This is a genomic window from Pantoea wallisii (assembly GCF_002095485.1).
Taxonomy (GTDB): Bacteria; Pseudomonadota; Gammaproteobacteria; order Enterobacterales; family Enterobacteriaceae; genus Pantoea; species Pantoea wallisii.
Genome location: NZ_MLFS01000019.1, coordinates 31,108 through 56,814 on the forward strand (window position 1 = coordinate 31,108; position 25,707 = coordinate 56,814).

General features: G+C 58.7%; 24 protein-coding genes and 2 pseudogenes. 14 read left to right on the forward strand and 12 right to left on the reverse strand.

Features of this window, described 5'->3' with window-relative positions:
- Nucleotides 1-2 precede the first annotated feature (2 nt).
- A complete protein-coding gene (locus HA48_RS09055) occupies nt 3-947 on the forward strand; it encodes a sugar phosphate isomerase/epimerase family protein (RefSeq protein WP_128600732.1) in 945 nt (314 codons plus the stop codon).
- A gap of 33 nt (nt 948-980) precedes the next feature.
- Entirely contained in the window at nt 981-1,937 is a 957-nt protein-coding gene (locus tag HA48_RS09060) for a sugar-binding transcriptional regulator (protein ID WP_128600733.1), read from the forward strand.
- Between the two features lie 39 nt (nt 1,938-1,976).
- On the opposite strand, the gene HA48_RS09065 is transcribed toward HA48_RS09060, so the two are convergent.
- The 5 genes from HA48_RS09065 to ampC form a co-directional block, all read right to left on the reverse strand.
- The gene (locus tag HA48_RS09065) at nt 1,977-2,507 is read right to left on the reverse strand and encodes a GNAT family N-acetyltransferase (RefSeq protein WP_128600734.1); all 531 of its coding nucleotides are present in this window, start codon (nt 2,505-2,507) and stop codon (nt 1,977-1,979) included.
- Nucleotides 2,508-2,604: 97 nt separating this feature from the next.
- A complete protein-coding gene (locus tag HA48_RS09070) occupies nt 2,605-3,345 on the reverse strand; it encodes a DeoR/GlpR family DNA-binding transcription regulator (protein ID WP_128600735.1) in 741 nt (246 codons plus the stop codon).
- 16 nt (nt 3,346-3,361) lie between these two features.
- Nucleotides 3,362-4,627, reverse strand: coding sequence for a YbiU family protein (locus HA48_RS09075; RefSeq protein WP_128600736.1), 1,266 nt, complete (start codon nt 4,625-4,627; stop codon nt 3,362-3,364).
- A 216-nt stretch (nt 4,628-4,843) separates the two neighbouring features.
- The gene (locus HA48_RS09080; protein ID WP_128600737.1) at nt 4,844-5,284 is read right to left on the reverse strand and encodes a GNAT family N-acetyltransferase; all 441 of its coding nucleotides are present in this window, start codon (nt 5,282-5,284) and stop codon (nt 4,844-4,846) included.
- Nucleotides 5,285-5,293: 9 nt separating this feature from the next.
- Nucleotides 5,294-6,415, reverse strand: coding sequence for a class C beta-lactamase (gene ampC, locus HA48_RS09085; RefSeq protein WP_128600738.1), 1,122 nt, complete (start codon nt 6,413-6,415; stop codon nt 5,294-5,296).
- A 185-nt stretch (nt 6,416-6,600) separates the two neighbouring features.
- Here ampC and HA48_RS09090 point away from each other — a divergent pair, with 185 nt between their 5' ends.
- From HA48_RS09090 to HA48_RS09100, 3 genes are read left to right on the forward strand one after another with little or no spacing between them, the layout of a single operon-like run.
- The gene (locus tag HA48_RS09090; protein WP_128600739.1) at nt 6,601-8,355 is read left to right on the forward strand and encodes a glycerol-3-phosphate dehydrogenase/oxidase; all 1,755 of its coding nucleotides are present in this window, start codon (nt 6,601-6,603) and stop codon (nt 8,353-8,355) included.
- On the forward strand, nt 8,339-9,178 hold the full coding sequence (locus HA48_RS09095) for a class I fructose-bisphosphate aldolase (protein ID WP_128600740.1): 840 nt from the start codon (nt 8,339-8,341) through the stop codon (nt 9,176-9,178). The genes HA48_RS09090 and HA48_RS09095 overlap by 17 nt, the downstream gene beginning before the upstream one ends.
- Before the next feature lie 60 nt (nt 9,179-9,238).
- Nucleotides 9,239-10,726, forward strand: coding sequence for an FGGY-family carbohydrate kinase (locus HA48_RS09100; protein WP_128600741.1), 1,488 nt, complete (start codon nt 9,239-9,241; stop codon nt 10,724-10,726).
- A gap of 56 nt (nt 10,727-10,782) precedes the next feature.
- On the opposite strand, the gene HA48_RS09105 is transcribed toward HA48_RS09100, so the two are convergent.
- Nucleotides 10,783-11,022 carry a hypothetical protein gene (locus HA48_RS09105; protein WP_128600742.1) on the reverse strand — a complete coding sequence of 80 codons (240 nt, stop codon included), beginning with the start codon at nt 11,020-11,022 and terminating at the stop codon, nt 10,783-10,785.
- A gap of 67 nt (nt 11,023-11,089) precedes the next feature.
- A pseudogene (gene dcp / locus HA48_RS09110) lies at nt 11,090-13,137 on the reverse strand (peptidyl-dipeptidase Dcp).
- Nucleotides 13,138-13,359: 222 nt separating this feature from the next.
- Here dcp and ydfG point away from each other — a divergent pair.
- A complete protein-coding gene (ydfG, locus tag HA48_RS09115; protein ID WP_128600743.1) occupies nt 13,360-14,106 on the forward strand; it encodes a bifunctional NADP-dependent 3-hydroxy acid dehydrogenase/3-hydroxypropionate dehydrogenase YdfG in 747 nt (248 codons plus the stop codon).
- A gap of 47 nt (nt 14,107-14,153) precedes the next feature.
- Here ydfG and HA48_RS09120 read toward each other — a convergent pair whose 3' ends face one another.
- The gene (locus tag HA48_RS09120) at nt 14,154-14,483 is read right to left on the reverse strand and encodes a YnfA family protein (RefSeq protein ID WP_128600744.1); all 330 of its coding nucleotides are present in this window, start codon (nt 14,481-14,483) and stop codon (nt 14,154-14,156) included.
- Nucleotides 14,484-14,613: 130 nt separating this feature from the next.
- Between HA48_RS09120 and HA48_RS09125 the strand changes: the two genes are divergently transcribed.
- Together HA48_RS09125 and HA48_RS09130 are read left to right on the forward strand one after the other, a co-directional pair.
- Nucleotides 14,614-14,949: a DUF1283 family protein gene (locus HA48_RS09125; protein ID WP_128600745.1), complete on the forward strand. Its 336-nt coding sequence runs from the start codon at nt 14,614-14,616 to the stop codon at nt 14,947-14,949.
- 51 nt (nt 14,950-15,000) lie between these two features.
- Nucleotides 15,001-15,297, forward strand: a complete 297-nt coding sequence (locus HA48_RS09130; RefSeq protein WP_128600746.1) for a DUF1161 domain-containing protein — start codon at nt 15,001-15,003, stop codon at nt 15,295-15,297.
- Nucleotides 15,298-15,332: 35 nt separating this feature from the next.
- Here the strand turns inward: HA48_RS09130 and HA48_RS09135 are convergent.
- A pseudogene (locus tag HA48_RS09135) lies at nt 15,333-16,792 on the reverse strand (MDR family MFS transporter).
- A gap of 383 nt (nt 16,793-17,175) precedes the next feature.
- Between HA48_RS09135 and HA48_RS09140 the strand changes: the two are divergent.
- The 4 genes from HA48_RS09140 to osmV are packed head-to-tail and all read left to right on the forward strand — an operon-like array spanning nt 17,176 to nt 20,630.
- A complete protein-coding gene (locus tag HA48_RS09140) occupies nt 17,176-17,892 on the forward strand; it encodes an ABC transporter permease (protein WP_128600747.1) in 717 nt (238 codons plus the stop codon).
- Nucleotides 17,893-17,910: 18 nt separating this feature from the next.
- A complete protein-coding gene (locus HA48_RS09145; protein WP_128600748.1) occupies nt 17,911-18,837 on the forward strand; it encodes a glycine betaine ABC transporter substrate-binding protein in 927 nt (308 codons plus the stop codon).
- 9 nt (nt 18,838-18,846) lie between these two features.
- On the forward strand, nt 18,847-19,494 hold the full coding sequence (gene osmW, locus HA48_RS09150; RefSeq protein ID WP_128600749.1) for an osmoprotectant ABC transporter permease OsmW: 648 nt from the start codon (nt 18,847-18,849) through the stop codon (nt 19,492-19,494).
- Nucleotides 19,494-20,630: an osmoprotectant ABC transporter ATP-binding protein OsmV gene (gene osmV / locus HA48_RS09155; RefSeq protein ID WP_128600750.1), complete on the forward strand. Its 1,137-nt coding sequence runs from the start codon at nt 19,494-19,496 to the stop codon at nt 20,628-20,630. The genes osmW and osmV overlap by 1 nt, the downstream gene beginning before the upstream one ends.
- Before the next feature lie 84 nt (nt 20,631-20,714).
- Here osmV and bioD read toward each other — a convergent pair whose 3' ends face one another.
- The 3 genes from bioD to HA48_RS09170 all read right to left on the reverse strand — a co-directional run bounded on the left by bioD (nt 20,715) and on the right by HA48_RS09170 (nt 23,756).
- Complete coding sequence (bioD, locus tag HA48_RS09160) at nt 20,715-21,404, reverse strand: dethiobiotin synthase (RefSeq protein WP_128600751.1); 690 nt, start codon at nt 21,402-21,404, stop codon at nt 20,715-20,717.
- Between the two features lie 102 nt (nt 21,405-21,506).
- Nucleotides 21,507-22,724 (reverse strand): sugar metabolism global transcriptional regulator Mlc, encoded by a 1,218-nt coding sequence (mlc, locus tag HA48_RS09165; protein WP_128600752.1) that lies wholly within the window; start codon nt 22,722-22,724, stop codon nt 21,507-21,509.
- A gap of 135 nt (nt 22,725-22,859) precedes the next feature.
- A complete protein-coding gene (locus HA48_RS09170; protein WP_128600753.1) occupies nt 22,860-23,756 on the reverse strand; it encodes a LysR family transcriptional regulator in 897 nt (298 codons plus the stop codon).
- A 94-nt stretch (nt 23,757-23,850) separates the two neighbouring features.
- Here HA48_RS09170 and HA48_RS09175 point away from each other — a divergent pair, with 94 nt between their 5' ends.
- Complete coding sequence (locus tag HA48_RS09175) at nt 23,851-25,107, forward strand: MFS transporter (RefSeq protein ID WP_128600755.1); 1,257 nt, start codon at nt 23,851-23,853, stop codon at nt 25,105-25,107.
- Between the two features lie 166 nt (nt 25,108-25,273).
- The gene (locus HA48_RS22460; protein ID WP_128600757.1) at nt 25,274-25,525 is read left to right on the forward strand and encodes a hypothetical protein; all 252 of its coding nucleotides are present in this window, start codon (nt 25,274-25,276) and stop codon (nt 25,523-25,525) included.
- Nucleotides 25,526-25,707 lie beyond the last annotated feature (182 nt).

A 25,707-nucleotide genomic window follows, 5' to 3' on the forward strand; every position in this document is an offset into this window, starting at 1 on the left:
CTATGCCGCTCACGCTCTCTTTGAATACCAATCCCCTGGTCAACCGCTTTGCCGATCCCGGCGATCTGATCCATACCATCGCGCAGCAGATCCGTATCCGCGATGTACAGCTGACGCACGAGTTCATTAACCCTGGCTGGCCGGCCGCAACCATCACCCACATGACGCGCCGTATGCAGCAGGCGCTGCGCGCCACCGGCGTGCGCGTCACCTCCGGCATGACAGGCCCCTATGGGCGTCTGAACCATTTTGGTCATCCCGATGCCGCGGTGCGGCGCTATTACATCGACTGGTTCAGGACCTTCGCCGATATCACCGCCGAACTGGGCGGCGTGGCGATGGGCTCGCAGTTTGCCATTTTTACCCAGCGCGATTTCAACGATGCGGCGCGGCGCGATGCACTGATGGAGATCGCCATCAGCTGCTGGCATGAGGTTGCCGAGCATGCCAAAGCGGCCGGGCTGCGCTATCTCTTCTGGGAGCCGATGAGCATCGGACGGGAGTTTGGTGAGACGATCCCGGCCTGCCTGGCGCTGCAGCAGCGGCTGAGCGCCTGCGATTTTGCCGTGCCGATGCGGATGATGGCGGATATCGATCACGGTGATGTCACCTCCCGCGATCCGCGCGATTACGATCCCTATGCGTGGGCGGAAGCGGTGCCGCGCTATTCACCGATTATCCATATCAAGCAGAGCATGATGGATAAAGGCGGTCACAGGCCGTTTACATTGCAGTACAATGCCGGCGGCCGCATTCAGCCCCAGCCGCTGCTTGCAGCGCTGGCGCGCGGCGGCGCGCAGGATAATGAAATTTGCCTTGAGCTAAGTTTTAAAGAGCGCGAACCGACGGACAGCCAGGTGGTGGCCGATATTGCCGAAAGCGTGGCGTTCTGGGCGGATCATATTGATACCGGTGTGCAGGATTTGCATGCAGGTGATGAGGGTTAAGCGCAAATCCATCAACAAATAAGGGATGATCACATGAAATCCGTACCCTCTCAGGCGGAGCGCGACGACTCACTGGCGCTGCGCGCGGCCTGGCTGCACTACGTTGGTGGGCTAACGCAGGCGGAAGTGGCGAAACGTTTAGGTCTGCCGTCGGTAAAAACTCACCGCATGATTGCGAAGATGGTGGCGGAAGGCGCGGTCAAAGTCTCAATCGATGGGGATATTGTCGCCTGTGTCGCGCTGGAGGATCGGCTGCGCGCGACGTATGGTTTTAACGTTTGCCACGTTGCGCCCGATCTTGGTGAAGAGGGGTTGCCCGTGCGCGCGCTCGGCATGGCCGGCGCCGACTACCTGCGCAATCTGCTTACGGCTTCTCCGGCGATCACGCTCGGCATGGGGCACGGACGCACGCTGTCGGCAGCCATCCACCAGCTGCCGCGTCTTGAGGCGCCGCAGATGCGCTTTGTGTCGCTGCTGGGCTGCCTGACGCGCAACTACGCGCTCAATCCACATGATGTTATGCACCGCATTGCGGAAAAGACCGGCGCACAGGCCTATATGATGCCGGTGCCCTTTTTTGCCAATACCGAAGAAGATCGTGATGTCCTGCTGGCGCAGCGCGGCGTCAGTGAGGTGTTCCGGATGGCGGCGCTGAGTGAAGTGAAGCTGGTTGGCATCGGCACGGTGGAGCCGGCTGCTCAGCTGGTAGAGGCCGGGATGATCGATGAGACAGAGATTAATGACATTTCATCATCCGGTGCGGTCGGTGAGCTGCTCGGCTACTTCTTTGATGCCAGCGGCCAGATGATTCACAATTCGCTGACCGCACGCACCCTCTCCGTACAGCTTGATCTCGCCCACCGCGCCGAAATCGTGGCGCTGGCCGGGGGCAGCAGTAAAGTGGCCGCCATTCGCGCGGTGCTGGCCAGCGGCCTGGTGACCGGATTGATTACCGACGAAGCAACAGCTCAGGCGCTGCTGGACGATTAAGCAAGGATGCCGCGGCGCCGTTAGCGCGCCGTGACAGCATCATCTGATTTCAGCGGGGAGTAATCCGAACACCCAGTCATCCTGCCAGCGGCCTTGCAGAAAGTAGTTTTGACGCAGCGTGCCCTCCTGGTGAAACCCTACGCGCTGTAAGGTCCGGCGTGAGGCCTCATTACCTGCTGTCACCGTGGCGGTCAGCTTGCGATAACCCTGTTCGTTAAAGGCAAAGCGGGCAATATCGCGTAATGAGGCTGATCCCAAGCCTTTACCATGGAATGCCGCCGCCAGAATAAAGCCCACTTCTGCGATATCAGCACCGCGATCGATAAAACCGGTAAGGCCAACCGGTACATCACTGCCCGTTTCTCGCATCACCAGACATAGCCAGTGATGGCAGCCTTTTCGCCACGGCTGCAGGCGGGGTTCAAATGACTGCGTCCGAATCTCCATCGCGCTACGCTCATCGCTGATATGCTGCATAACGTTACGATCCTGATTAAGTGCAAGGAAGAAAGGCCAGTCCGCTGTGGTTAAAGGGCGGTAAGTGAGCCGGTCTGAGCGTATAAAAGTCATGCATTCTCCAGCAATTGATCAAACAGGCGTTACAACACAATAATTTTTACAGATTGGGTCGTAAAACCAGCGCAAAACGACTGAAAAACCCCAGGCCTTAAACCAGCGTTAACGTAATGCCCTGCGCTGTAAGGGCCTGCTGATGTTCGCGGGCCAGCGCGCTATCGGTGATCACCTGGTTAAAGGGGGTGAGCGGCGCCAGCGCATACGGATGGATCTGCCCAAACTTAGAGGCGTCGGTAAGGGCAACCGTGTGGGTGGGTTTTTCCATGATGGCGTTTACCACATCGCAGCGCAGCATGTCGCGGCTGGTAAACCCGGTGCTGGCATCCCAGCCATCGATACCGATAAACGCTTTGTGAAAGTTGAGATGCTGAATGCACAGACGCGTCAGCGGCCCGACGACCGACTCGCTGCTTTTCTGAAACAGGCCGCCGAGGATGATGACATCGCCGCCCTTCTCCCGCAGCAAACCGGCGATGTAGTGGCTGACCGTTACAATGGTGATATCCTGACGGTCGCTCAGCTCCCGCGCCAGCAAAGCGTTGGTGCTGCCGCCTTCAATAAACACCGTCTCACCCGGGTTAACCCCGGCGGCCGCGCACTCCGCCAAACGTTTTTTTAACGCAAAGCGGGTTTGCATACGCGCGCCCACATCGTCACTCTGCGGCGCCACCGCTGAACCGTGTACGCGGCGTAAGAAGCCGCCCTTCTCCAGCGCATTCAGGTCCTGCCGCACGGTCACTTCGGATACGCCGGTAATGTGCGCCAGCGCATTGACGCTGACGCTTCCGCGCTCGCTGACCAGTTGGATAATCTGCTGATGACGTGCGTTCATAGTTCCTGCTATCGGGTTAGCCAGCCAGACCCAGACTGCGGCGGCCACAGGCGTTGAGCGCATCCGGGGTAAATCGGTCGCGCCAGTTTATCTCGTAATCCTCCTGCGGGAAATCACCGGGTGACGCGCCCGTGGCCAGCGCCTGTGCCACGCTGGCGGCATAGGCGGCGTTTTTCTCACACAGCGGCGCCGCCGGAATGTACATAACATTGCCCCAGCCCTGCTGATTCTCTACCGGCGCGACCGAATGGATGACATCGCAGTGCCACCATACGGAATCACCAGCTTCCAGCGCCGGGATTGAGCAGAGCCCATCAATCAGCTCAGGATGCCACTGTTGTGAAACCGGCAGCACTTTGCCCGGTGCCACGCCGCACAGCTCATCTTCCGGTACGTCTTGCAGTAACGGGCGCAGCAGCAGATACGCCATCGCTTCCGGAACCGGTACAACGTGCAGTAATCCTTGGCCGGGCTGCATATCTGAGAGCGCCGTCCAGCCCTGGAAGGTGCGAAACACCGAACATTTCGTGGTGGTGCCGGACTGGTATTCATTCACCTCGGTGCGATGGGCCGCATCCCAGGGATCGTACTGATCAAACTGGTTGGAGAAGATCTTACTGAAGACTTGCTGGTACGCCGGCAGTAGCCAACGCTCAAGCGCGCCGGAATCGGTGTGCGCCCCCAGCCCTTTTGACGTGATACCGGGCAGGCGGCGGCGAATGCGATCCGGATAGATGATGCTGACGTCCGGTTCAAACCAGCGGGTGCCGCCTGACTCGAATTTCCATAGCCGGTTAAGGAATGACTGGGTTTGCGCCATCGCCTCATCCTGCCGCGCTGACATCTGCGCCTCGCTCCAGTAGATGGGGTAGATCTCCGGACGCGACGCATCCAGATTGCCAAAGAAGTTGTCGCCCGGCCCCTTATAGACGCTATCAAAATCGTTGTTATCGAGGTAGTTCAGCATCGACTGATCCCACGCCAGTGCCCGATCGCGGCTGAAGTTCTGCTTCACCACCACGCAGCCGCGGCGAAGGATATGATCTTTGGTCGCGTCGCTGATGTTGCCGGCGGCGATGTCCGCATGGCTGACCTGCGGCCATGCGCTGCCGTTTCGGGCCTCTTCTTCACGAGCCGCCGCAATTTCACTGACGATCTTGCGTTTAACCTGATCGAACAGCCCTTCTACATCGCCGATCTGCGCACGCAAAGCGCTTTTCATCAGGCGCACTTGCTTTTTGAAGTCCTGCGGTTGCTGCTCAGAGGTAAATGTCGTTGTCATCGCGCACTCCGGTTGTTCATTGTTTTGTTTCAATTGAAAGTAAATTCACTTTCATTCATAACAATTTTCATCCGAATGACAACAGGAATGCAGCAATTCGTCGAGTGCGATCACAAAGAGACGCAGCATGGTGTGCTGTTAAGGGGGATTATGAATAGGGATGGCGAGCCGGCTAGCGGAGTGGCGACCCGTCAGGGCCGCCAGGAAGACCGGGCCTTAGCCCAGCAGATGACGATACTGAATGAACTCTGTTTTGCTGGCGATAGTGTCATACAGCGCGCGTGCGCTGGCATTCGACTCCTGCGTCAGCCAGTACACCCGTGAGCAGCCCAATTTTTCTGCCTGCTGATATACCGCCAGGATCAGCGCCTTGCCGTACCCCTGACCGCGAGCGGTGTCGCTGACGAAGAGATCCTGCAGATAGCAGTAGTCGCCGCGCGTCCACGTCGAACGGTGCGTGAGAAAATGCGCCAGCCCCATCATCCTGCCGTCGTGCTCAGCCACCAGGCAGTGCATCGGCTCCGCGCGCGATAACAGCCGGCGGAAGGTTTCTCCGGATGTCGCATCATCAATATCGGTGTGATAAAAGTGCTGATAGCCCTGCCACAGCGCCATCCAGGGAGAAAAATCCTCAGCTCGTAGTGCTCTGATTTCCATAGCCGATCCTTATTGATTGAGCGCGCGAATGATCCGGTAGGCTGCCGCCACGCGATCGTCATTCGGGAACCATTTATTTGCCAACATGATGACCGCCGTTTTCTGTGCCGGAATAAATACCGCATAGGTGGAAAAGCCGTTGGTCGAGCCGGTTTTATTATACCAGGCCTGCTGCGGTGCCGCTTCCGGCGGCGTGATGCGCGTTGCGCGCATGCCCTGCATAATGCGCGCGCTGCTATTGCCCGCGATCAGCTGCTGTTCCGTGACCGGCAGCGGGTAGTACTCCCACATCATCGCCTGCGTAAACGCTTCAGTCTGATAGTGTCCCTGATGCGTGGCGGCAACCGCACGTTGCCACGCAGGCGCAACCTTCTGTTCGTCCAGTTGGATGGCCAGCCAGCGGATCAGATCCGACGAGGTGGATTTCAAGCCGTAGGATTCGGCATCCAGCGGCCCGGGCGTGACGCGTACCGGCCGATCCTGTTTATTATAGCCCTGCGCATACCGCTTCATCTCCGCCGACGGAACCTGCACATAGCTGTGCTGCATGCCCATCGCCGGGAGGAGCTGCTTCTCCATTGCGTTGATAAAGGGCTGCTCCAGGCTTTTTGCAGCGATCATCCCCAGCATGCCGATACCAGGGTTAGAGTAGACGCGCACCGTACCGGGTTCTGCCTGGGGCTGCCAGTGCTGATACCACGCCATTAGCTGCCGGGTATTTTTAACCGCATCCGGCACAAACAGCGGAGTACCGCTGGTATGGGTGGCAAGATTGAGCAGCGAGACGTTATCGAATGCGCTTCCCTTCAGGGCGGGCAACCACTGGCTGGCGGCATCGCTAAACTGCAGCTTTTTCTGCTGCGCGGCATAGCTGGCTAAGGTGGAGGTAAAGGTTTTACTCAGTGAGCCAATCTCAAAAAGCGTCTGCTCTGTAATGGGTTGCTGCGTCTGCTTTGACGCTACGCCATAGTTATAAAATTCAGTTTTACCGTTGTGTATAACGGCCAGCGCCATACCGGGAATCTGATACTGCTGCATTAAAGGCTTAATGACCGCATCCGGGGCGGATTGGGCCAGCACGCTGCCGCTCACCAGCAGCGTCAGTGCGGTAATGTTGATCGATAAGCGCATGAAAATTCCTTTTATTTTCGTTTAGTCACACTCTCTGCTGCGCAGTATATCGCTCCCGACCGCCCTTTTCGCGCTGATACGCCCTGCGAGTGAACAGTGTCACATCTTATTAACGCTGGTTTGCTGTTTTACCCGCAGCCTCCTATACCTCTGTAAATTAAGCTTTAACCGCAAGAGAGCGTGCTATGGATACGTTTTTGACCCGCGAACAACGGCTTAACCATCTGCGTCAGCGGCATTCCGTGCCGGTATTGATTGTCGGTGGCGGGATTAATGGCATCAGTACCTTCCGCGAACTGGCGCTGCAGGGCATTCCGGCAGTGCTGGTAGAGAAAGGTGACTGGTGCCAGGCAGCCAGTGGCGCACTGTCCCGCATGATTCACGGCGGCCTGCGCTATCTGGAGACCGGTGAATTTGCCCTGGTTAAAGAGTCGGTGATTGAGCGCGATCGCCTGTTGAAAAATGCGCCGCACTATGTGTTCCCGCTGCGTACCACGGTGCCTGTTGATAATCTTGGCGGCGGCGTGGTTAACGCTACGCGCCGTTTTTTACGCCTGAGTGACAAGCCTGGCCGGCGTGGCGCGCTGCTGATCAAAACCGGGCTTAGCCTCTACGATCTCTATACGCGGCAATATGGCGCCATGCCTAAGCACCAGGTTCGCAATGAGGCGGCCACGCGCGATCGCTGGCCAGGATTCGCCCCGTGGGTGAAGTACAGCGCCAGTTATTACGACGCGTGGATCAGCGCGCCTGAGCGTCTCGGGTTTGAACTGATCGATGATGCTGAACACGCCTGCCCGCAAGCGCTGGCGCTTAACTATCTGCAACTGATCAGCGCCAATGGCGAGACGGTAACGCTGGAGGATACGCTCAGCGGCGAACGATTCACCCTGCAACCGCATGTGGTGGTCAACGCCACGGGCGCCTGGATCGATCAGCTGAACCAGCGTATTGCCGCGAATCGCGATCGCCCTAAGCTGATTGGCGGCACCAAAGGATCGCACCTGATCCTCGATCATCCTCAGCTGCTGAGCATGCTGGCGGGTGAAATGGTCTATTTCGAAAATCAGGAGGGGCGCGTCTGCATTATGTTCCCGTGGTTTGGCAAAGTGCTGGTGGGCTCTACCGACATCCGCACTGACGATCCGGACGCGGCCGTGTGCGAGCAAGATGAAAAGACGTATATCCTTGAATCGCTGCGCTTTGTTTTCCCTGACATCGTGGTGCCAGCGTCCTCGGTTGTGTACACTTTCTGCGGCGTGAGACCGCTGCCCGCCAGCGAAGCCGCCGTTAACGGGCAGATTTCACGTAACCACTCGCTGGTACTTCTACCGCCCGATACGCAGCGAGCCTGGAGCACGCTGTGCCTGGTGGGCGGCAAATGGACCACCTTCCGCCGCTTCGGCGAAGAGGCCGCCGATCGGGTATTACGCTTGCTGGGAGAGAAGCGCCAGGTCTCCAGCACCGATTTAGCAATCGGCGGTGGCCGTGATTTTCCGGGCGCGTCAGCTCAGACCGCCTGGCTCAGCCAGCTGGCGCAACAGTACGCGGTGCCCCTGCCGCGCGTCACCCAGCTGACAAGACGTTACGGCAGCCGCGCCCTGCCGCTGCTGCAGCATATCCGGCAACAGGGTGAAGAGCCGCTGCGTCAGCACGCCGATTACAGCGCGCTGGAGCTGCGCTACCTCATCGAACATGAACAGGTGTGTCAGCTGGAAGATCTGCTGGTGCGCCGCACGGGCCTGGCGATATGCGGTGAACTGACCCCGGCGCTGATTCAGGAGATCGCCCTGCTGATGGCCGCCACGCTTGGCTGGAGCGAAAGCCAGCGCGTGCAACAGGTGCAGCGCTGCTGCGCCAGCCTGGCGCGCCTGCACGGCCTCAACGGGCTCTATCCCACTGTACTGCCGGAGGAGACACGACATGCCAGCAACCAATAAGGTGCGCATGAACCGCCTGTTTGGTCAGGGTAAATGCCTTGATGTGGCAATCGATCACGGTATTGCCAACGAACCCGATTTCCTCTCCGGGCTGGAGGACATTGAGCGCGTCATGGATAACCTGATTGCGGCCCAGCCAGACGCTATTCAGGTCAATTATGGTCAGGCCGATCTGCTGCAGAACCACACCGGACGCAAACCGGCGCTGGTGATGCGCACGGATGTGGGCAACGCCTATAACGCCGCCCGTCACCGGGAGATGTGGGCCGTGCTGCACAATCCCGAAGCGCCCATTCTGGCTGCCCTGCAGCTGGATGCCGCGGCCGTGGTGGTGAATCTCTACCTCATTCCCGATGAACCCGGCATCCTCCGCATGTGCATCGAGAACATTGGCCGGCTGCGCCACGCCTGCGAACGCTACGGCATGCCGCTGATGATTGAGCCGCTGGTGATGGCCCCCGCCGGACAAGGCGCGGCCTACGGCTCGCTGGGCGACGTTGAAAAAATGGTGCCGCTGGTGCGGCTGGCGCGCGAACTGGGGGCGGACATCATCAAAGCCGATCCGACCGATAACGTTGACGACTTTCATCGCGTGGTGGAAGCGGCGCGCTGCCCGACGCTGGTGCGCGGCGGTGGTAAAGGTGAGATCGGCGCGGTACTGACCAAGAGCGCGGCGCTGATGGCGCAGGGTGCCAGCGGCATGGTGTATGGCCGCAATGTTTATCAGCATGATAACCCCGCGCGCGTGGTAAGCGCGCTGATGGCGATTATTCATCAGGGTATCAGCGGCCAGGACGCGCTAAATCTCTATCAGCAGGGCTAAGCCTGACCTGTACCGGCGCGTAAGCGGTGCGCCCTCTTCGCCTGCCAGATGGAGTCGGATATGAGCCAGATTCTGGGCATTGATGCCGGAAACACCATGATCAAAGCGGTGCTGTTTGATCTCAGCGGGCGCGTGCTCTCGGTGGCAGAGTGCGCCGGAGAGACTCACCAGCCGCAGGAGGGGTACGCCGAGCGGCCAATTGAGGATATCTGGCACGGCGTCAGCCAGGCGATCCGCTGCTGCCTGCAGCAGGCGGGCACCGATGCGCATGACGTGATCGCTGTCGGCGCGGCCGGGCACGGTAACGGACTCTACGCGCTGGATAAGCAGCAGCGCCCGCTGGCAGGTATTCAATCCATCGATCACCGCGCCACCGATATTGTCGGGGCGCTAAAGCGTAGTGGCGCGGATCGGCGTATCTATCCGCTGTCGCTACAAAGCCCCTGGCCGGCGGCCACGCCTGTGCTGATGAGCTGGATCAAGCAGCATCAGCCCAAGCGCTGGGCGCAGATCGGCCATCTGCTGTGCGCCAAGGATGTGATCGTCCATTTTCTTAGCGGTGCACTCAGCAGCGACTACTCCGACGCATCCGGTGCCGGCCTGATCGACTATCGCCACCGCGGCTACAGCCGTGAACTGCTGGCGCTGTACGGCATTGAGGACGCGCTCGCCCTGCTGCCCGCGCTGCATGAATCCTGCGCGGTAGCAGGTCACGTGACACCGCATGCGGCACAGCTTACCGGCCTGGCGGCGGGTATTCCGGTGGTCGCCGGCCTGTTTGATGTGGTGGCCAGCGCCGTGGGTGCCGGCGTGGTGAACTGCGGCGATGCCTCTATCGTGGCGGGCACCTGGAGCATCAATCAGGTGATAGTGGATAAACCTGACTATCTTCGCCCGGTCGCCATGAACGCCATTATCGGTAAAGATCGCTATATGGCAATTGAAGCCAGCGCCACATCGGCGGCCAATCTCGACTGGTTCCTGCGTGAGTTTGACGATGGCCGCTCGGGCCAGGGCGCGGCGCGCAGCAGTGAGAGCGTGGCGCATGTCCAGCCCAACGACCGGCTGCCGCTCTATCACCCCTATCTCTACTCCGGTCGCAAATCGGAACCGGCCAAAGCCGGATTTTATGGGCTGGGCGGCTGGCATACGCGTGCTGATATGCTGTTTGCGCTCTTTGAGGGCGTCACCTTTGCGCACCGCGCGCATATTGATCGACTGCGCGCGGCCGGTATCACTTTTGACCGGGCAACCCTGTCGGGCGGCGCAGCGCGCAGCAGCGTCTGGCCACAAATGTTTGCTGATGTGCTGGGTATACCGATTCGTGTGGCGCAGTGTAAAGAGACCGGCGCGCTGGGCGCGGCTCTGTGTGCCGGTGTCGGCGTTGGGGTGTGGTCAAACCTGGATGCCGCTGTCCGGCAGGCGGTGCAGCTTGAGCCGTGCGAGCGGCTGCCGCGCCCGGAGCGCATGACGTTTCATGAGGCACGCTATCGGCTATTTAAGAAACTGGAACTGTTGATGCGTGAGATGTGGCACGCAGCGGGTTGAGCCCCCGCTACCACCCATCACTTTTCGGGTGATGGGTGGTAAGCGCGGTATAACGTTTAGCGGCACTGACTGGTACAGTTCTGGACGCAGATTTGCGCCAGCGAGCCGCACCCTCCGCCGCTGTCATTTTTACACTGCGACTGCTGTACATAGCAGTTCTGCTGGCAGGCGGAGACATCACACTTCGCCGCAACCGGCGTAAACGACGGCATTGTCGCCCGCTTATCCGGCTGCCAGCCAGATTGTGCTGTTGCGCTCATGCTGCCGAGCAGCAGTAAAGCTATGATCCACTTCATTAGCCGATCCTCCTTACACAGGTGTACGAAGTATAACCATTACACCCGGCCACGCCGGGTGCCCGGCTCACACATCCGACAATCCGCGATTTTTCAGCATCGGGCCAATCTCCGGCGCTTTGCCGCGCCATGCCAGCCACAGGTGCTGCAGATCGCTGCTGTTACCGCGCGATAAGATCTGTTCGCGGAACTTTTGACCATTCTCACGCGTCAATCCGCCGCGCTCGCTGAAGGCCTGATAGCCATCATCCGCCAGCATCTGGGTCCAGATATAGGCGTAGTAACCGGCCGCATAGCCGCCGCCCCAGATGTGGCGGAAATAGCTGGAGCGATAGCGCGGCGGAATGGCTGCCAGCGCAAGGTTCTCTGCCGCCAGCGCCTGTTGCTCAAAGTGGCTAACGTCCTGCGGCTGATCGTGCCGGGTCAGGGAGTGCCACTGCAGATCGAGGAGCGCAGCGGCCAGCAGCTCGGTCATGTCGTAGCCTTTATTGAACTGCGCGGCGCGTATCATCTTATCGCGTAGCTCAGCGGGCATGGGCTCGCCGGTTTGATAGTGGCGCGCATAGCTGGCAAACACCTGCTCATGGCTGGCCCAGTGTTCATTGATCTGCGAGGGGAACTCGACAAAATCGCGTGGCGTTGCCGTTCCGGACAGGCTCGGATAGCGCTGGGTGGCAAACAGACCGTGCAGCGCGTGCCCGAATTCATGAAACAGGGTAATCACTTCATCCCAGCTCAGAAGTGCCGGCTGGCCCGGCTGCGGTTTGGTGTAGTTGCAAACGTTGTAGATCACCGGTTTGCTGTTCAGCAGCGTGGATTGATCGACAAAGTTGCCCATCCACGCGCCGCCACTCTTGTTATCACGCGCGAAGAAATCGGTGTAAAACAGCGCTAAAGGCGTGTCATCCGCATCAAAGATTTCATACACATTGACGTCCGGATGGTAGACCGGCAGATCGTGGCGCGCCAGGAAGCGGATACCATATAGCTGGCTCGCCGCCCAGAACACGCCCTTCTCCAGCACCGTATTGAGCTCAAACCAGGGGCGTATCTGATTCTCATCCAGGGCGTACTGCTCTTTGCGCACCTTTTCAGCGTAGTAACTCCAGTCCCAGGCGCGCAGCGGGAAGCTGTGCTGTTTCTCAATCAGCTGCTGGATATCGGCCGCTTCACGCCCGGCGCGTTGACGGGCGGCCGGGACGATATTGCGCATGAAACTGAACGCTGCATCAGGCGTTTTCGCCATCTGGTCCTGCAGGCTCCACGCCGCGTAGGTGCTGAACCCCAGCAGATTTGCCTGCTCAGCGCGCAGCTGTGCCATGCGTGAGACGATAGCGCGCGTATCGTTGTCGTCATCCTGCTCGCAGCGCGTCAATGCCTGCTGAAACAAGGCTTCACGCGTGGCGCGCACATCCAGAGATTGCAGTACCGGTTGCTGCGTGGTGTTCTGCAGCGGGATCAGCCACTCGCCCGTCAATCCGCGAGCCTCTGCGGCGGCCTGCGCCTGCGCCAGGGCTTCCGGACTCAATCCGGCCAGCGCGGCCGCGCTGCTGACGGTATAGGCACCGGCTTTGGTGGCGGCCAGTAGTTTGTTACCAAAGCGCGTGCTCAGGCTGGCCAGCTCCTGATTACAGGCGCGCAGCCGGGTTTTATCCTCATCGCTCAGGCTGGCACCGGCCAGCTGAAACGTCTGCCAGGTCACCTCCACCAGCCGCATCGCTTCAGCATCCGGGCAGTGCGAACCGCGCTGCTGATAGACGCTATCAAGGCGGGCAAACAGCTGGCTGTTGAGGTAGATTTCATCGTTCAGCGCCGTCAGCTTAGGGGCGATCAGCTCGTCAATCTCCTGCAGACGTTCACTGGTGTGCGCCGAGGTCATCGCGGCAAAAACAGCATAGACACGGCTGAGCAAGCGGCCGCTCTGCTCCAGCGCTTCATAGGTGTTAGCAAAGGTGGCCGGTTCAGCATTGCGGGCAATCGCCGTGACCTCCTGGCGTTTCTCCTCAATGCCGGCCTCCAGCGCGGCAGATAATCCTCCTCTGTGATGCGATCAAACAGCGGTGCGTGGTACGGCAGAGGGCTAACGGTGAAAAACGGATTCGCTCGTGAAGTCATTATCGCTCCTGATAATCAGCAACGCCGCGCTGATGTGCGGCGGGATGCTTTTATCCTGGCAGCTTCAACCGCCGGCAACAACCACGCGATTAGCGTGATATGCGCCGTCCGATCGCTTATGCAATTTTTTGCTGAAGCCCGGCCCGGGATTTCCTGAGCGCGACCGCAGGGTTAATGCTAAGGTGTGGCGCAGGCACCTGAAATCATATAAGGAACAGTGAGATGATTATTTTTGTTACCGGCGCCACTGCTGGTTTTGGTCAAAGTATCACCCGCCGCTTCATTGCCACCGGCCACAAAGTGATCGCCAGCGGGCGGCGCGCTGAACGTCTCAAAGAGCTGAAGGATGAGCTGGGCGACAATCTCTATACCGTGCAGCTGGATGTGCGTAACCGTGCGGCGATTGATGACGCGATTGCCGCGCTGCCCGCCGACTGGCGCGATATTGATGTGCTGGTGAATAACGCCGGCCTGGCGCTGGGCGTTGAACCCGCGCACAAAGCCAATATCGAAGACTGGGAAAACATGATCGACACCAACAATAAAGGTCTGGTGTATATGACGCGCGCCGTGCTGCCCGCCATGGTAGAGCGTAACGTGGGTCATATTGTGAATATCGGTTCGATTGCCGGCAGCTGGCCATACGCAGGCGGCAACGTTTATGGGGCGACCAAAGCATTTGTGCGCCAGTTCAGCCTCAATCTGCGCACCGACCTGCACGGCACCGCCCTGCGCGTGACGGACATTGAGCCGGGCCTGGTGGGCGGCACCGAGTTCTCTAACGTGCGTTTTAAAGGCGACGACGGCCGCGCCGACGCGGTTTATGAGGGCACCACCGCGCTGACAGCCGAAGATGTGACTGAAGCGGTGTACTGGGTGACGACGCTGCCGAAGCACGTCAACATCAATACGCTGGAGATCATGCCGGTCACGCAGACCCTGGCCGGCTTGAAAGTGCATAAAGGGTAAGCGCTATCCGCCGCGTCCGTTACGGCGCGGCGGCTGTTCCGGCCTTATCAGGCTTTTCCCCAGCCCGTTACGATGATCAGCATGCCGCTCATCGCCACCAGCGCACCGATCCAGTCCCATGTAGTGAGTTTGATGCCATCCACCACGCGTAGCCACACCAGAGCGGTTAACACATAGACGCCGCCGTAAGCCGCGTAGACGCGCCCGCTGGCAGCAGGATGGAGGGTTAACAACCAGACAAACAGCGCCAGGCTGGCCGCCGCCGGTACAATAAGCCACGCCGTCATGCCCTTTCTCAGCCACAGCCACGGCAGAAAGCAGCCCACGATTTCCGCAATCGCCGTCAGAAAAAACAGCAGTGTGGTCTTCACCAGCATAATCAATCTCTCTGTTACGTAAACAAACGGCTCACCGCTGGTGAGCAAAGAAGCAGCGATGATATACTCTCATCCATGGCTGTTACAGCCGCAATCCGCGCTGTGCTGGTGTAAATGAAAGGACATAACGATGAACAAACTGTTTTCCGCCCTGCTGGCGACCGTGCTGACCTCCGGCGTGCTGCTCTCTGTGCCGCTGGCCTCAGCTAAGACTGACCGCTTGATTATTGAAGACGGTAACAATGCGGCCAGCAACGAAGCGGCGCGCCAGAGTAAAGAGCAGTGGAACGACACGCGCAATCTGCGCAGTAAAGTGAACACGCGCGTGGAGAAGGAGTTCGATAAAGCCGATCGCGCCTTTGATACCCGCGACGCCTGCGAGAAGAGCTATAACGTTAACGCGTACTGGGAAGAGAACACCCTGCGCTGTCTGGATCGCCGTACCGGGCGCCCGGTTGCGCCTTAATCCGCTGAGACTGCTATAGTTCTCTATGAAATTCAAACAAGGGAGTGAAGGATGAAGAGACGTTATGCAGTTCTGCTGATGGGGGCACTTGCTCTGCCGCTGCTGGCTCAGGCCTCTTGTGAGAGCGTGCAGGCCGATATCAGCAAAAAAATCATCAATAACGGCGTAGCCGAATCGGATTTCACGCTGGATATCGTGCCGAACGATCAGGCCGATCAAGCCGGTGGTCAGGTTGTCGGCCACTGTGAAAATGATACGCAGAAGATTGTGTATAAGAAAAACGGTCGTGATGCGGACAGCAACGTCGCGGATAGCGCGGGCAGCTCGCAGGACGGTCCGGCGCAGTAAGCGTGATTCAGGGCGGCCACGGTGCCGCCCCTCTTCTATTCTGCCTCTGGCCGCTGCCGCGGCATCAGCCACGCAACCCACAGCGTCAGTAACGCAATCAGCAGCGCAACCACAAATACCCAATGCAGCGACGTGGCAATTTGCCCGGTCCAGTACTCGAGCCGATCGGCTGGCAGCGCTTCGCGAGTTTCGTGCGACATGATTTTTTGCATCGGATCGCGCGCTTCCGGCAGACGCAGCGCCAGATTCAGGTTCAGCACCGCGCCCATGATGGCCGTCCCTATCGCCGAGCCCAGCATACGACTAAACATGATTGATGCCGTGCAGATGCCGCGAATCTCATAGTGCGCATGATTCTGCACCGAGACCAAAAACGTGGTGCTGGTCATGCCCATGCCGGTGCCGATCACAAAGGCGGTCATGCCGGCCTGCATGATGGAGCTGTCGGCACGCAGCAGCAGTAACAGCGCACTGCCGGCAATCAGCAGAAAGGCGCCCAGCTGGGCGGTGAAACGGTAGGAGGTCACCAGCATCAGCCGTCCGCTCAGCGTACTGGCAAGCGGCCAGCCAATCGACATCATCGCCAGGGCGCTGCCCGCCTGCAGCGGTGTGCCGCCGGTAATTCCCTGAATCCACGTAGGCAGAAACGCGCTGATGCCCATCATGGTCGCCCCGATAATCAGATTACCCGCGTTGCCCGCCACAATTAACCGGCTGCGCCAGATGGCCAGCGGGAACAGCGGTGCCGCCGCACGCTGCTCATGGTGCTTGAGTCGCCAGCCGGCAATCACTGCCAGTATCAGGAATGGCAGCAGCCAGTAGCCCAGGCTTCCGCCTGCAGGAGCGCCACCAGCAGCGCCGTCACCGCAATCATCAGCCAGCAGCTGCCGGTAAGATTGAGCGTGGCGCCCTGATGCTGTTCACGCGCCGGCAGAAAACGTGCCAGCAGCAGCATTGAGACCAAACCAATCGGCACATTGACCCAGAAAATCACCGACCAGTTAAAGTGCTGCACCAGCCACGCGCCGCTCAGCGGACCTATTACCGCCGCCACGCCCCATACGCTGGAGAGCCAGCCCTGCACGGTAGCGCGTTCACGCGGTGAATAGATGTCTGCCACAATGGTGGTGGTCAGCGGCATGATCGCCCCGGCGCCCAGCCCCTGGAATGCGCGGAAGATAATCAGCCAGGTCATGGTATGGGCGAAGCCGCACAGCACTGAACCGAGCAGAAACAGTGATACGCCGATAAAGAACAGCCGCTTGCGCCCCCAGATATCGGCCAGCCGCCCATAGAGCGGGACGCTGACCGCCTGTGTTAGCAGATAGATGGAGAATACCCAGCCAAATTGGGAAAATCCGCCTAAATCCGCAATGATAGTGGGCATGGCGGTGGCGACGATGGTGACCTCAATCGCCGCCATAAACATCGCCAGCATGCAGGCGATCAGAATCCAGTGCCGGTAATGCGTGTGTACTTGTGCGCTTTCAGTCATACGTCTCCCTTTTTTGTTTAAGGCTAGCCGATCTTTTGCCCAGCCAGTTTCCTTTGCGTGCCGCTCATTGTGACAACGTCACTTTTTTCGATAAATTTTTTTCATTGTGCGTGTAAACCTTATGCCATGCGGGTTTCGCTTACTTTTTATGCGTATCTATCTCTCTGATTTTGCCGTAAAAACTGGCTTTATTCGGAAAGCATTGCTATAGCATTTACAGGCGCTTTCCAGACTCTCACTAAGAAAGCACCGCTAAACAGTCATTTTAACTGCAATTTGTCAGAGTGATGGACTTTCGTATGCACCCCGACGGGCGCTGCGCCGCCATGCTGAAAGTGACGCTATAAAACCAATCGATTATTTTAATCAGGGAGACGCACGCTATGCACACTGCATCGCTCGCCCGCCGTGCCGGACTGGCCCTGCTGGCTATTGTGGTCGTGATTGCCCTGCTGGTTTGGGGACTGGGATTGGATACGCTGCGCGCACGCAAAGTGGATCTGGTCTACCTCGGGCAGCAGCACCTGTACCTGGTATTCTGGTCAATGCTCTCTGCTCTGCTGGTCGGCATTCCCAGCGGCATTCTGTTGAGCCGCCCCTTTGCCCGTCGCTGGGCTGAGTATGTGATGCAGATCTTCAATGTGGGTAACACCTTGCCGCCGCTGGCGGTGCTGGCGCTGGCAATGGTCGTGGTGGGCATTGGCGACCGCCCGGCGATAATCGCCCTGTTCCTGGCCTCTCTGCTGCCGATTGTGCGCAATACCTATGCCGGTTTAAGCGCGGTGCCGCCGTCGCTGATCGAAGCTGCCAACGGTATCGGCATGACTAAACTGCAGCGCCTGCGTCAGGTGGAGATTCCCAATGCGCTGCCGGTAATGCTTGCCGGTGTGCGCATCGCCACGGCCATTAATGTCGGTACCGCTCCGCTGGCCTTCCTGATTGGCGCCAGCAGCTACGGCGAACTGATCTTCCCCGGCATCTACCTTAACGACTTCCCGACACTGATTCTCGGCGCTGCGGCAACCGCGCTGTTCGCGCTGATTCTCGACATGCTGCTGGCAGCATTGGGACGCTTTCTCAGCCCGCACTCTGCGGCTTAATACAGGGAGATCTGTGCGATGTCGAAAACACACTTGCTGGCGCGCTGGATAAAACAGACGACGCTGGCACTGACTGCTTCGCTGGTTATCAGCCAGACCGCTGCTGCTGCCACCCCGATTGTAATGGCGACCAAGAGCTTCACCGAGCAGCATATCCTCTCCGCGATGACGGTAATGTGGCTGAAAAAGAAGGGTTTTCAGGTTATCCCGAAAACCAATATCGCGACCACCATCAGCCGCAATGCCATGATCAATAAACAGATCGATATGACATGGGAGTACACCGGTACCTCACTCATTATCTTCAATCACATCAGTAAGCCGATGTCGTCACAGGAGGCGTACAACACGGTTAAAACGCTGGACGCCAAACTGGGCCTGATATGGCTGGATCCGGCCCCAATGAACAACACCTATGCGTTCGCCATGCAGCGTACCCGCGCTGAAAAAGAGGGCATCACGACGATGTCGCAGCTGGTGGCAAAACTTGAAGCGGTACGCAAAAACGATCCTGACCACAACTGGAAGCTGGGGCTGGACCTTGAATTCGCCGGACGCTCTGACGGCCTGAAACCGCTGCAGAAAACCTACAATATGCCGCTCGATCGCCCGCAGATTCGGCAGATGGACCCCGGTTTAGTTTACAACGCGGTGAGGGATGGCTTTGTTGATGCCGGGCTGGTGTATACCACCGACGGACGCGTAAAAGGTTTTGACCTCAAAGTCCTTGACGACGATAAGCACTTCTTCCCCAGTTACAACGTCACGCCAGTGGTGCGTCAGGACGTGTTAGCGTCGCATCCCGGCCTCGACGCTGCGCTTAATCAGCTCTCCACGTTAATCACCAGTGAAGCGATCACGGAGATGAACAAACGCGTCGATATCGATCATCTGTCACCGCAGCAAGTGGCGCGTGATTTCCTGCAATCCAAAAACATGCTGTAAGGAGGCGCCATGGATACCCTGCATTACATCATGAATAACTGGAACAACCTGCTGGCGCTGACCTGGCAGCACACCTGGCTGGTGCTGGTGGCGGTTGGTTTCGCGATTATTGTCGGCGTGCCGCTCGGCATTCTGATTGTTCGCTTCAAATGGCTGGCAACGCCGGTGCTGGGCATTGCCACCATCGTGCTCACTATCCCGACCATTGCACTGTTTGGTCTGATGATTCCACTGTTTTCGCTGATCGGTCAGGGCATTGGTGCCCTGCCGGCGATTACTGCGGTGTTTCTCTACTCGCTGCTGCCGATTGTGCGCAACACCCACACCGCGCTGGAGAATCTGCCGCCGGGGCTGCGCGAAGCCGGTCGCGGTATCGGCATGACCTTCTGGCAGCGCCTGCGCTGGGTTGAGATTCCAATGGCGCTGCCGGTGATTTTTGGCGGAATTCGCACCGCCGTGGTGATGAATGTCGGCGTGATGGCGATTGCTGCGGTGATCGGCGCTGGCGGCCTCGGCCTGCAGCTGCTGGACGGCATCAGCGGCAGTGATGTGCGTATGCTAATTGCCGGCGCGTTGATGATCTGTTTGCTGGCTATTGTTCTTGACTGGCTGCTGCACCGTTTGCAGCTGGCGCTGACTCCTAAGGGGATTCGATAATGATAAAACTGGAAAACCTGACGAAAACCTTTACGCAAAAAAACGGCACCACGTTTAACGCCGTAGATAACGTCAGCCTTGAGGTCCCTGCCGGCGAGATGTGCGTACTGCTCGGCCCTTCGGGCTGCGGTAAAACCACTACGCTGAAGATGATTAACCGCCTGATACCCGCCTCCAGTGGCAGGATTCTGATCAACGGTGAAGATACCAGCGGCCAGGACACGGTAACGCTGCGCCGTAATATTGGCTATGTCATCCAGCAAATCGGTCTGTTTCCCAACATGACCATTGAAGAGAACATTACCGTTGTGCCGCGTATGCTGGGCTGGGATAAGAAACGCTGCCGCGAGCGCGCGACCGAACTGATGAGCATGGTGGCGCTGGATCCCACTAAGTTTCTGCACCGCTATCCGCGTGAGATGTCAGGCGGCCAGCAGCAGCGTATTGGCGTTATCCGCGCGCTGGCGGCGGATCCACCGGTATTGCTAATGGATGAACCTTTTGGTGCGGTCGACCCGATCAACCGTGAAGTGATTCAGAATGAGTTTCTGGAGATGCAGCGCCAGCTGAAGAAGACAGTGATGCTGGTAAGCCACGACATTGACGAAGCGCTTAAGCTGGGTGACCGCATCGCCGTGTTCGGTCAGGGCAAGATCGTGCAGTGCGCCAGCCCCGATGAGTTGCTGGCAAGGCCGGCCAATGATTTTGTCGGCTCGTTTGTCGGCCAGGATCGAACCCTGAAGCGTCTGCTGCTGGTGCAGGCCGGTGACGTTACCGATCAGCAACCGACCATCACCGTCCGTCGCAGTACCCCACTGCAGGAGGCTTTTGCCACCATGGATGATAACGACATGCGTTCCGTGACCGTCGTTGATGATGATGGTAAACCACTGGGGTTCGTAAAGCGTCGTGAGGCGCGCGGTGCCAGCGGCCGCTGTGAGGAGCTGCTGCATACCTTTAAGGTCACCGGCAAAGCGGAAGAGAACCTGCGCGTCGTGCTCTCCAAACTGTACGAGCACAATACGGTATGGATGCCAATCGTTGATGAAGAGGGGCGCTACAGCGGCGAAATTTCACAGGACTATATCGCCGATTATCTCAGTTCGGGCCGCACGCGCCGCCGTCTTAACCCCTGACGTTAACGCATAAGTAGCAACGTAATAAGATGGCTGAACCTCTTCCTCAGGTTCAGCCATCCTCTTTACAAGCCCGGTACAGGATCAGGCGGCGGGTTTTGCCTGCGTGCCGGACTGCAGCAGCGTGATGTCCAGATAGCCGCTGAGTTCGCGCTGTTCCGCGCGCGGCAGATAAGGCAACTCTCCCAGCAGCGGCGCAGCCAGCTTAGCGCGCAGCACATCGATTATCTCGGCGTAGTGCGCCAGGCCGGGGTTAATGCGGTTAGCGACCCAGCCGGCCAGCGGCAAGCCATCGCGCGCGATCGCCTCCGCCGTCAGCAGCGCATGGCTGATGCACCCCTCTTTAATGCCGACCACCAGCACCACGGGCAAATTCTCCTGTTGCACCCAACGGGAGAGCGGCTGCCCATCGTTCATCAGGCTGCGCCAGCCGCCGGTGCCTTCCACCACCACGTGCGCGGCGCGCTGCTGCAGATGCGCAAGCCCCTGGCTGAGCACAGCATAATCAATGCGCTGCGCCGGGCTGGTACTGATCTCATCCTCTTCCAGCGTCACGGGGTTCACGGCGACGTAATCCAGGCTGATTCCGGAGGCCTGCTGCAGCAGTAACGCATCCTTGTTGCGTAAGCCTTCGGGTGTAGGTTGTGCGCTTTTTGCCACGGGTTTATAACCTGCAGCGATCAGATCTGCCTGAGCAAAACACTGTAACAGTGCGCGGGAAACCACGGTCTTACCCACCGCGGTGTCGGTGCCGGTGACAAATAGTGTATTCACCTCTATCCTCCTTCGTTTGAGCGATGCGTAACCTGCGAAGGAGGCAGTTTAAGGAAATGTTGCGCGTAACAGCTTGCGTTAGCGCAAACTAAAGGCGGACCATTAGCCCTGCAACAGTTTAACCAGCAGATAGCCGCTATAGAGCGCGTCCTTGATCAGCGCGGCGCCGCCCAGGGTGCCGGGATCGTTAAACGCAGCGGGTGCCAGCTGAATCTCACGGCTGTATGCGGGCAGCGCCTGCTGCCGGATAGTGCTGCTGACGGCCGGAAACAGCACATCCGCCGCCTGGTTCAGCGGCGAACCGATAAGAATCTGTTGAGGGTTAAAGATGTTGACCATCATCGCCAGCATGCGGCCCACGTGATGTCCGACGCCGGCAATCACGTCGCGCGCCAGGCGATCGCCCTGCTGCGCGGCATGGCACAGGCTCTCAATGGTCAGCGGCTGCTGATGGAGCTGACTCTCCGGCTGTGATGCCAGGCGCTGCGCCGCCAGCTGCAGCAGGCTACCGGTACTGGCCACGGTCTCCAGGCAGCCGTGATTGCCGCAGTAGCACTGCTCTCCGTAAGGATCGATTTGCGTATGCCCAATCTCCACCAGCGCTCGTCCGCTTTTGTGCAGCAGCTGTCCGCCGCTGATCACGCCTGCGCCCACGGTTTCATCTATCACGATCTGAATCACATCCAGCGCGCCGCGCGAGGCGCCAAACAGCGCTTCGGCCAGCGTCCAGGCGGAGATATCGTGCTGCACGAATACCGGCAAGCCGGTACGCTGCGCCAGCGTTGTCCCCAGCGGCATATCCTCAACATCATAGCCCGGCATACGATGCACCACGCCGGAGGCGGCATTGATCAATCCCGGCAGCGTCACCGCAATGGCGGTCAGGCGCTCAAGCTTTTGCTGATGGCGGATAAAAAAGGCGTTCACCATCTCCTGCAGGGTATGCAGCAGCGGAACATCGGCACTGGCGGGTAACGGCAGGCGATCTTCCTGGAGCGCGCGGCTACTGAGATCGCGTAGCGTCAGCGTGATGCTCCCCGGCTGAATACGCACCGCGAGGTAGTGCCAGGCCACCGTATCGAGGATCAGGCCGATGGCCGGCCGGCCGCGGCTGCCGGGCTCCTGAAACTCGGTCTCCTGCACCAGATGCGCATCCAGCATTTCACGCACGATCTTGGTGATGCTGGCGGGCGCCAGCTGGGCACGTTTAGAGAGCTCAATACGCGAAATCGGGCCGTAGTGGTCAATCAGTCGGTAAACCGCACCTGCGTTGGTCTGTTTTATTTGGTCAATATGGCCAGGCTGACTGTCCAGATTCACGCCCTGCTCCCGGATATTTTCGCGCTTCTAAATAAACAGCAGCTATGGTGATGCAGATTGGCAGGCAGCGTCAAATATTTGATTAGAAATGTGATTTATCGCACATAAAGTTAACGGTTAATTTTCGCGGTGGCGTCAACTTTCTGCATTTTGCAGCAGGAGCGTCATCATATTGGCCATCTGCGCACTCGGTTCGCGCACCGCAGACCAGACCAGCCAGACTTCTGAAGTGGCATCGCTCTCCTGCAGTGGAATCCACACCACATCCGCCAGGCGCGCACGACGAAATGACGCAGGCAGGATCGAGACGCCCAGCCCGGTCGCCACCAGACCGAGAATGGTCATCGCTTCACCGACCTCCTGCGTGATAAACGGTTTGATGTGATAGCGATGCAGCAGCGCCAGAATTTCAGCGTACAGCGCCGTACCGCCCTGCGCGTCGAAAAACACGAACGGCTCACTGGCGAGCGCCTGAATGGCGATTGATGCGGCACTGGCCAGCGGATGCGCCCAGTGCACCACGGCATACAGCGGCTCGCGCAATAACAGGCGGTGCTGCAGGTCCGCTGGCAGCGGCGTGTTTCGCATGACGCCCAGATCGAGCCGCCCTTCATGTAACGGGGCCAGCTGCTGGCGCGTATTGTGCTCCTGCATCTGAATGTGCACTTCAGGCCAGCGCTGGCGGAACTGATACAGCGCATCCGACATCAGGCCGGTAAACGGCGCGGAAGAGGTGAAGCCGATACGCAGCTCGCCCTCCTGGCCGTGATCGATGCGGGAAGCCCGGCGTGCTGACTGCTCCACCTGCAGCAGAATGGCGCGTGCGTCCTGCAAAAAGGAGTGGCCGGCGGGTGTCAGCTGCACGCTGCGGTTGGTACGGGTAAACAGCTGCGCCTCAATCTCCTGCTCCAGCTGTTGGATCTGCTGGCTGAGCGGCGGCTGCGACATGTTGAGACGCAGCGCGGCACGACCAAAATGGAGCTCTTCGGCTACCGCAACGAAGTAGCGTAAATGGCGCAGCTCAATATTCATATTTAAAACGTCTTATTTGAGATTATTAATATATTGTACAACCTATTTGCGCTCTCCTACAGTGAAGCCTCTAACTTCATAGCGAGGATGTTCTGTGAGTCGCTCTACCCATGCCGTGACGCTTGATAAAGAGACACCGTCTGAAACGCCCGCGGCGGCTATTTCCACGACTGAATGGATTGAACGCGGATCGCCGCTGTTCATGCGCGTGACGCTGGCATTGTTCTCCGCCGGACTTGCCACCTTTGCTCTGCTCTACTGCGTGCAGCCTATTCTGCCCGTGCTGTCGCAGCAGTTTGGCGTAACGCCAGCCGAAAGCAGCATCTCTCTCTCGCTCTCTACCGGGCTGATGGCGCTGGGCCTGCTATTTACCGGCCCGCTTTCAGATGCGGTTGGGCGCAAACCGGTGATGGTCACCGCGCTGATGCTCGCCGCCATCTGTACCCTGATCTCTGCCCTGATGACCAGCTGGCAGGGGATCCTGCTGATGCGTGCGCTGATTGGGTTATCGCTCAGCGGCGTGGCCGCAGTAGGGATGACCTACCTGAGTGAAGAGATTCACCCGCGTGTGATTGCGTTCTCCATGGGGCTCTATATCAGCGGCAACTCGATTGGCGGCATGAGCGGTCGCCTGCTGACCGGCGTGCTGACTGACTTCTTCTCCTGGCGTATTGCGATTGGCGTCATCGGCTGTTTCTCGCTGGCGGGAGCGCTAATGTTCTGGAAGATTTTGCCCGCCTCGCGCCATTTCCGCCCGGCCTCACTGCGCCCGCGCAGCTTACTGATTAACTTTCGTCTGCACTGGCGCGACAAGGGGTTGCCGCTGCTGTTTGCAGAGGGGTTCTTGCTGATGGGCGCATTCGTCACCCTGTTTAACTATATTGGCTACCGGCTGTTAAGCGCGCCGTGGTCACTGAGCCAGGCGGTGGTCGGGCTGTTATCGGTGGTCTATCTGACCGGCTCCTGGAGCTCTCCCAAAGCCGGGGCGATGACCAGCCGCTTTGGTCGCGGGCCGGTGATGATTGTCGCCACGGCGATCATGCTGGCCGGTTTGTTGCTGACCGCGTTTGACACGTTATGGGTCATCCTGCCCGGCATGATGCTGTTTACCGCAGGCTTCTTTGCCGCTCACTCGGTTGCCAGCGGCTGGATTGGGCCACGCGCGCGGCGCGCCAAAGGGCAGGCCTCATCGCTGTATCTGTTTAGCTATTATCTGGGCTCCAGCGTGGCCGGTACGCTGGGCGGCGTGTTCTGGCACCGCTTTGGCTGGCCCGGCGTGACGGCGTTCATTGGCACCCTGCTGGTGCTGGCGCTGCTGGTAGGCCTGCGCCTTCAGGGCCGGAAACTGTAATACTTCTCATCCTTTACGCGGGACGCTGACGTCCCGCGCCCCGCCTCCCGCTGTTTTTTCCGCTAATCATTCAGTACCACTTAAAACAAAACGGCGATTCATCGCTATAATTCGCTCTATTCCAACAATACTTAGATTTTATTTTTTACAGCAATGAGGTAGTCAGATGGAGCTTTATTATTATGTCGATAAGCATGCCGGCTATAACGACAATCACGTGGTGCACGCAAAGGGCTGCCCTTTCCTGCCAGGTGTCGATGGACGGCGTTTTCTGGGCACGTTTTACACCGCAAATGCCGCCATTCAGCAGGCGCGTAAATTTTACGCAACTGCGCTGGGCTGTGAACACTGCTGTCCGGTTACGATAAAAAAAAACCTGAACCACACGAATAGCGTGGCCCTAAAACACATGGCCTGACTCTGATAATCCTGGCCTGACTGCCCGGTTGTCGCTAAGCAAAATTAATAAGCAGCGTTACGGCGCCTTGCTATAACAGAAACAGTACGTTTAGCTTTGACTGGATCGCAAAATGCACATTGCGTGGTCACCGCCAGGATTGACTTTGCCTCCTGCGCACGCCTCCTCAGTACGCTGCCCTC

Coding starts and splice junctions, on each gene's coding strand:
- HA48_RS09055 (WP_128600732.1), top strand. CDS start 3: ATGCCGCTCACGCTCTCTTTGAATACCAATCCCCTGGTCAACCGCTTT.
- HA48_RS09060 (WP_128600733.1), top strand. CDS start 981: ATGAAATCCGTACCCTCTCAGGCGGAGCGCGACGACTCACTGGCGCTG.
- HA48_RS09065 (WP_128600734.1), bottom strand. CDS start 2,507: ATGACTTTTATACGCTCAGACCGGCTCACTTACCGCCCTTTAACCACA.
- HA48_RS09070 (WP_128600735.1), bottom strand. CDS start 3,345: ATGAACGCACGTCATCAGCAGATTATCCAACTGGTCAGCGAGCGCGGA.
- HA48_RS09075 (WP_128600736.1), bottom strand. CDS start 4,627: ATGACAACGACATTTACCTCTGAGCAGCAACCGCAGGACTTCAAAAAG.
- HA48_RS09080 (WP_128600737.1), bottom strand. CDS start 5,284: ATGGAAATCAGAGCACTACGAGCTGAGGATTTTTCTCCCTGGATGGCG.
- ampC (WP_128600738.1), bottom strand. CDS start 6,415: ATGCGCTTATCGATCAACATTACCGCACTGACGCTGCTGGTGAGCGGC.
- HA48_RS09090 (WP_128600739.1), top strand. CDS start 6,601: ATGGATACGTTTTTGACCCGCGAACAACGGCTTAACCATCTGCGTCAG.
- HA48_RS09095 (WP_128600740.1), top strand. CDS start 8,339: ATGCCAGCAACCAATAAGGTGCGCATGAACCGCCTGTTTGGTCAGGGT.
- HA48_RS09100 (WP_128600741.1), top strand. CDS start 9,239: ATGAGCCAGATTCTGGGCATTGATGCCGGAAACACCATGATCAAAGCG.
- HA48_RS09105 (WP_128600742.1), bottom strand. CDS start 11,022: ATGAAGTGGATCATAGCTTTACTGCTGCTCGGCAGCATGAGCGCAACA.
- ydfG (WP_128600743.1), top strand. CDS start 13,360: ATGATTATTTTTGTTACCGGCGCCACTGCTGGTTTTGGTCAAAGTATC.
- HA48_RS09120 (WP_128600744.1), bottom strand. CDS start 14,483: ATGCTGGTGAAGACCACACTGCTGTTTTTTCTGACGGCGATTGCGGAA.
- HA48_RS09125 (WP_128600745.1), top strand. CDS start 14,614: ATGAACAAACTGTTTTCCGCCCTGCTGGCGACCGTGCTGACCTCCGGC.
- HA48_RS09130 (WP_128600746.1), top strand. CDS start 15,001: ATGAAGAGACGTTATGCAGTTCTGCTGATGGGGGCACTTGCTCTGCCG.
- HA48_RS09140 (WP_128600747.1), top strand. CDS start 17,176: ATGCACACTGCATCGCTCGCCCGCCGTGCCGGACTGGCCCTGCTGGCT.
- HA48_RS09145 (WP_128600748.1), top strand. CDS start 17,911: ATGTCGAAAACACACTTGCTGGCGCGCTGGATAAAACAGACGACGCTG.
- osmW (WP_128600749.1), top strand. CDS start 18,847: ATGGATACCCTGCATTACATCATGAATAACTGGAACAACCTGCTGGCG.
- osmV (WP_128600750.1), top strand. CDS start 19,494: ATGATAAAACTGGAAAACCTGACGAAAACCTTTACGCAAAAAAACGGC.
- HA48_RS09170 (WP_128600753.1), bottom strand. CDS start 23,756: ATGAATATTGAGCTGCGCCATTTACGCTACTTCGTTGCGGTAGCCGAA.
- HA48_RS22460 (WP_128600757.1), top strand. CDS start 25,274: ATGGAGCTTTATTATTATGTCGATAAGCATGCCGGCTATAACGACAAT.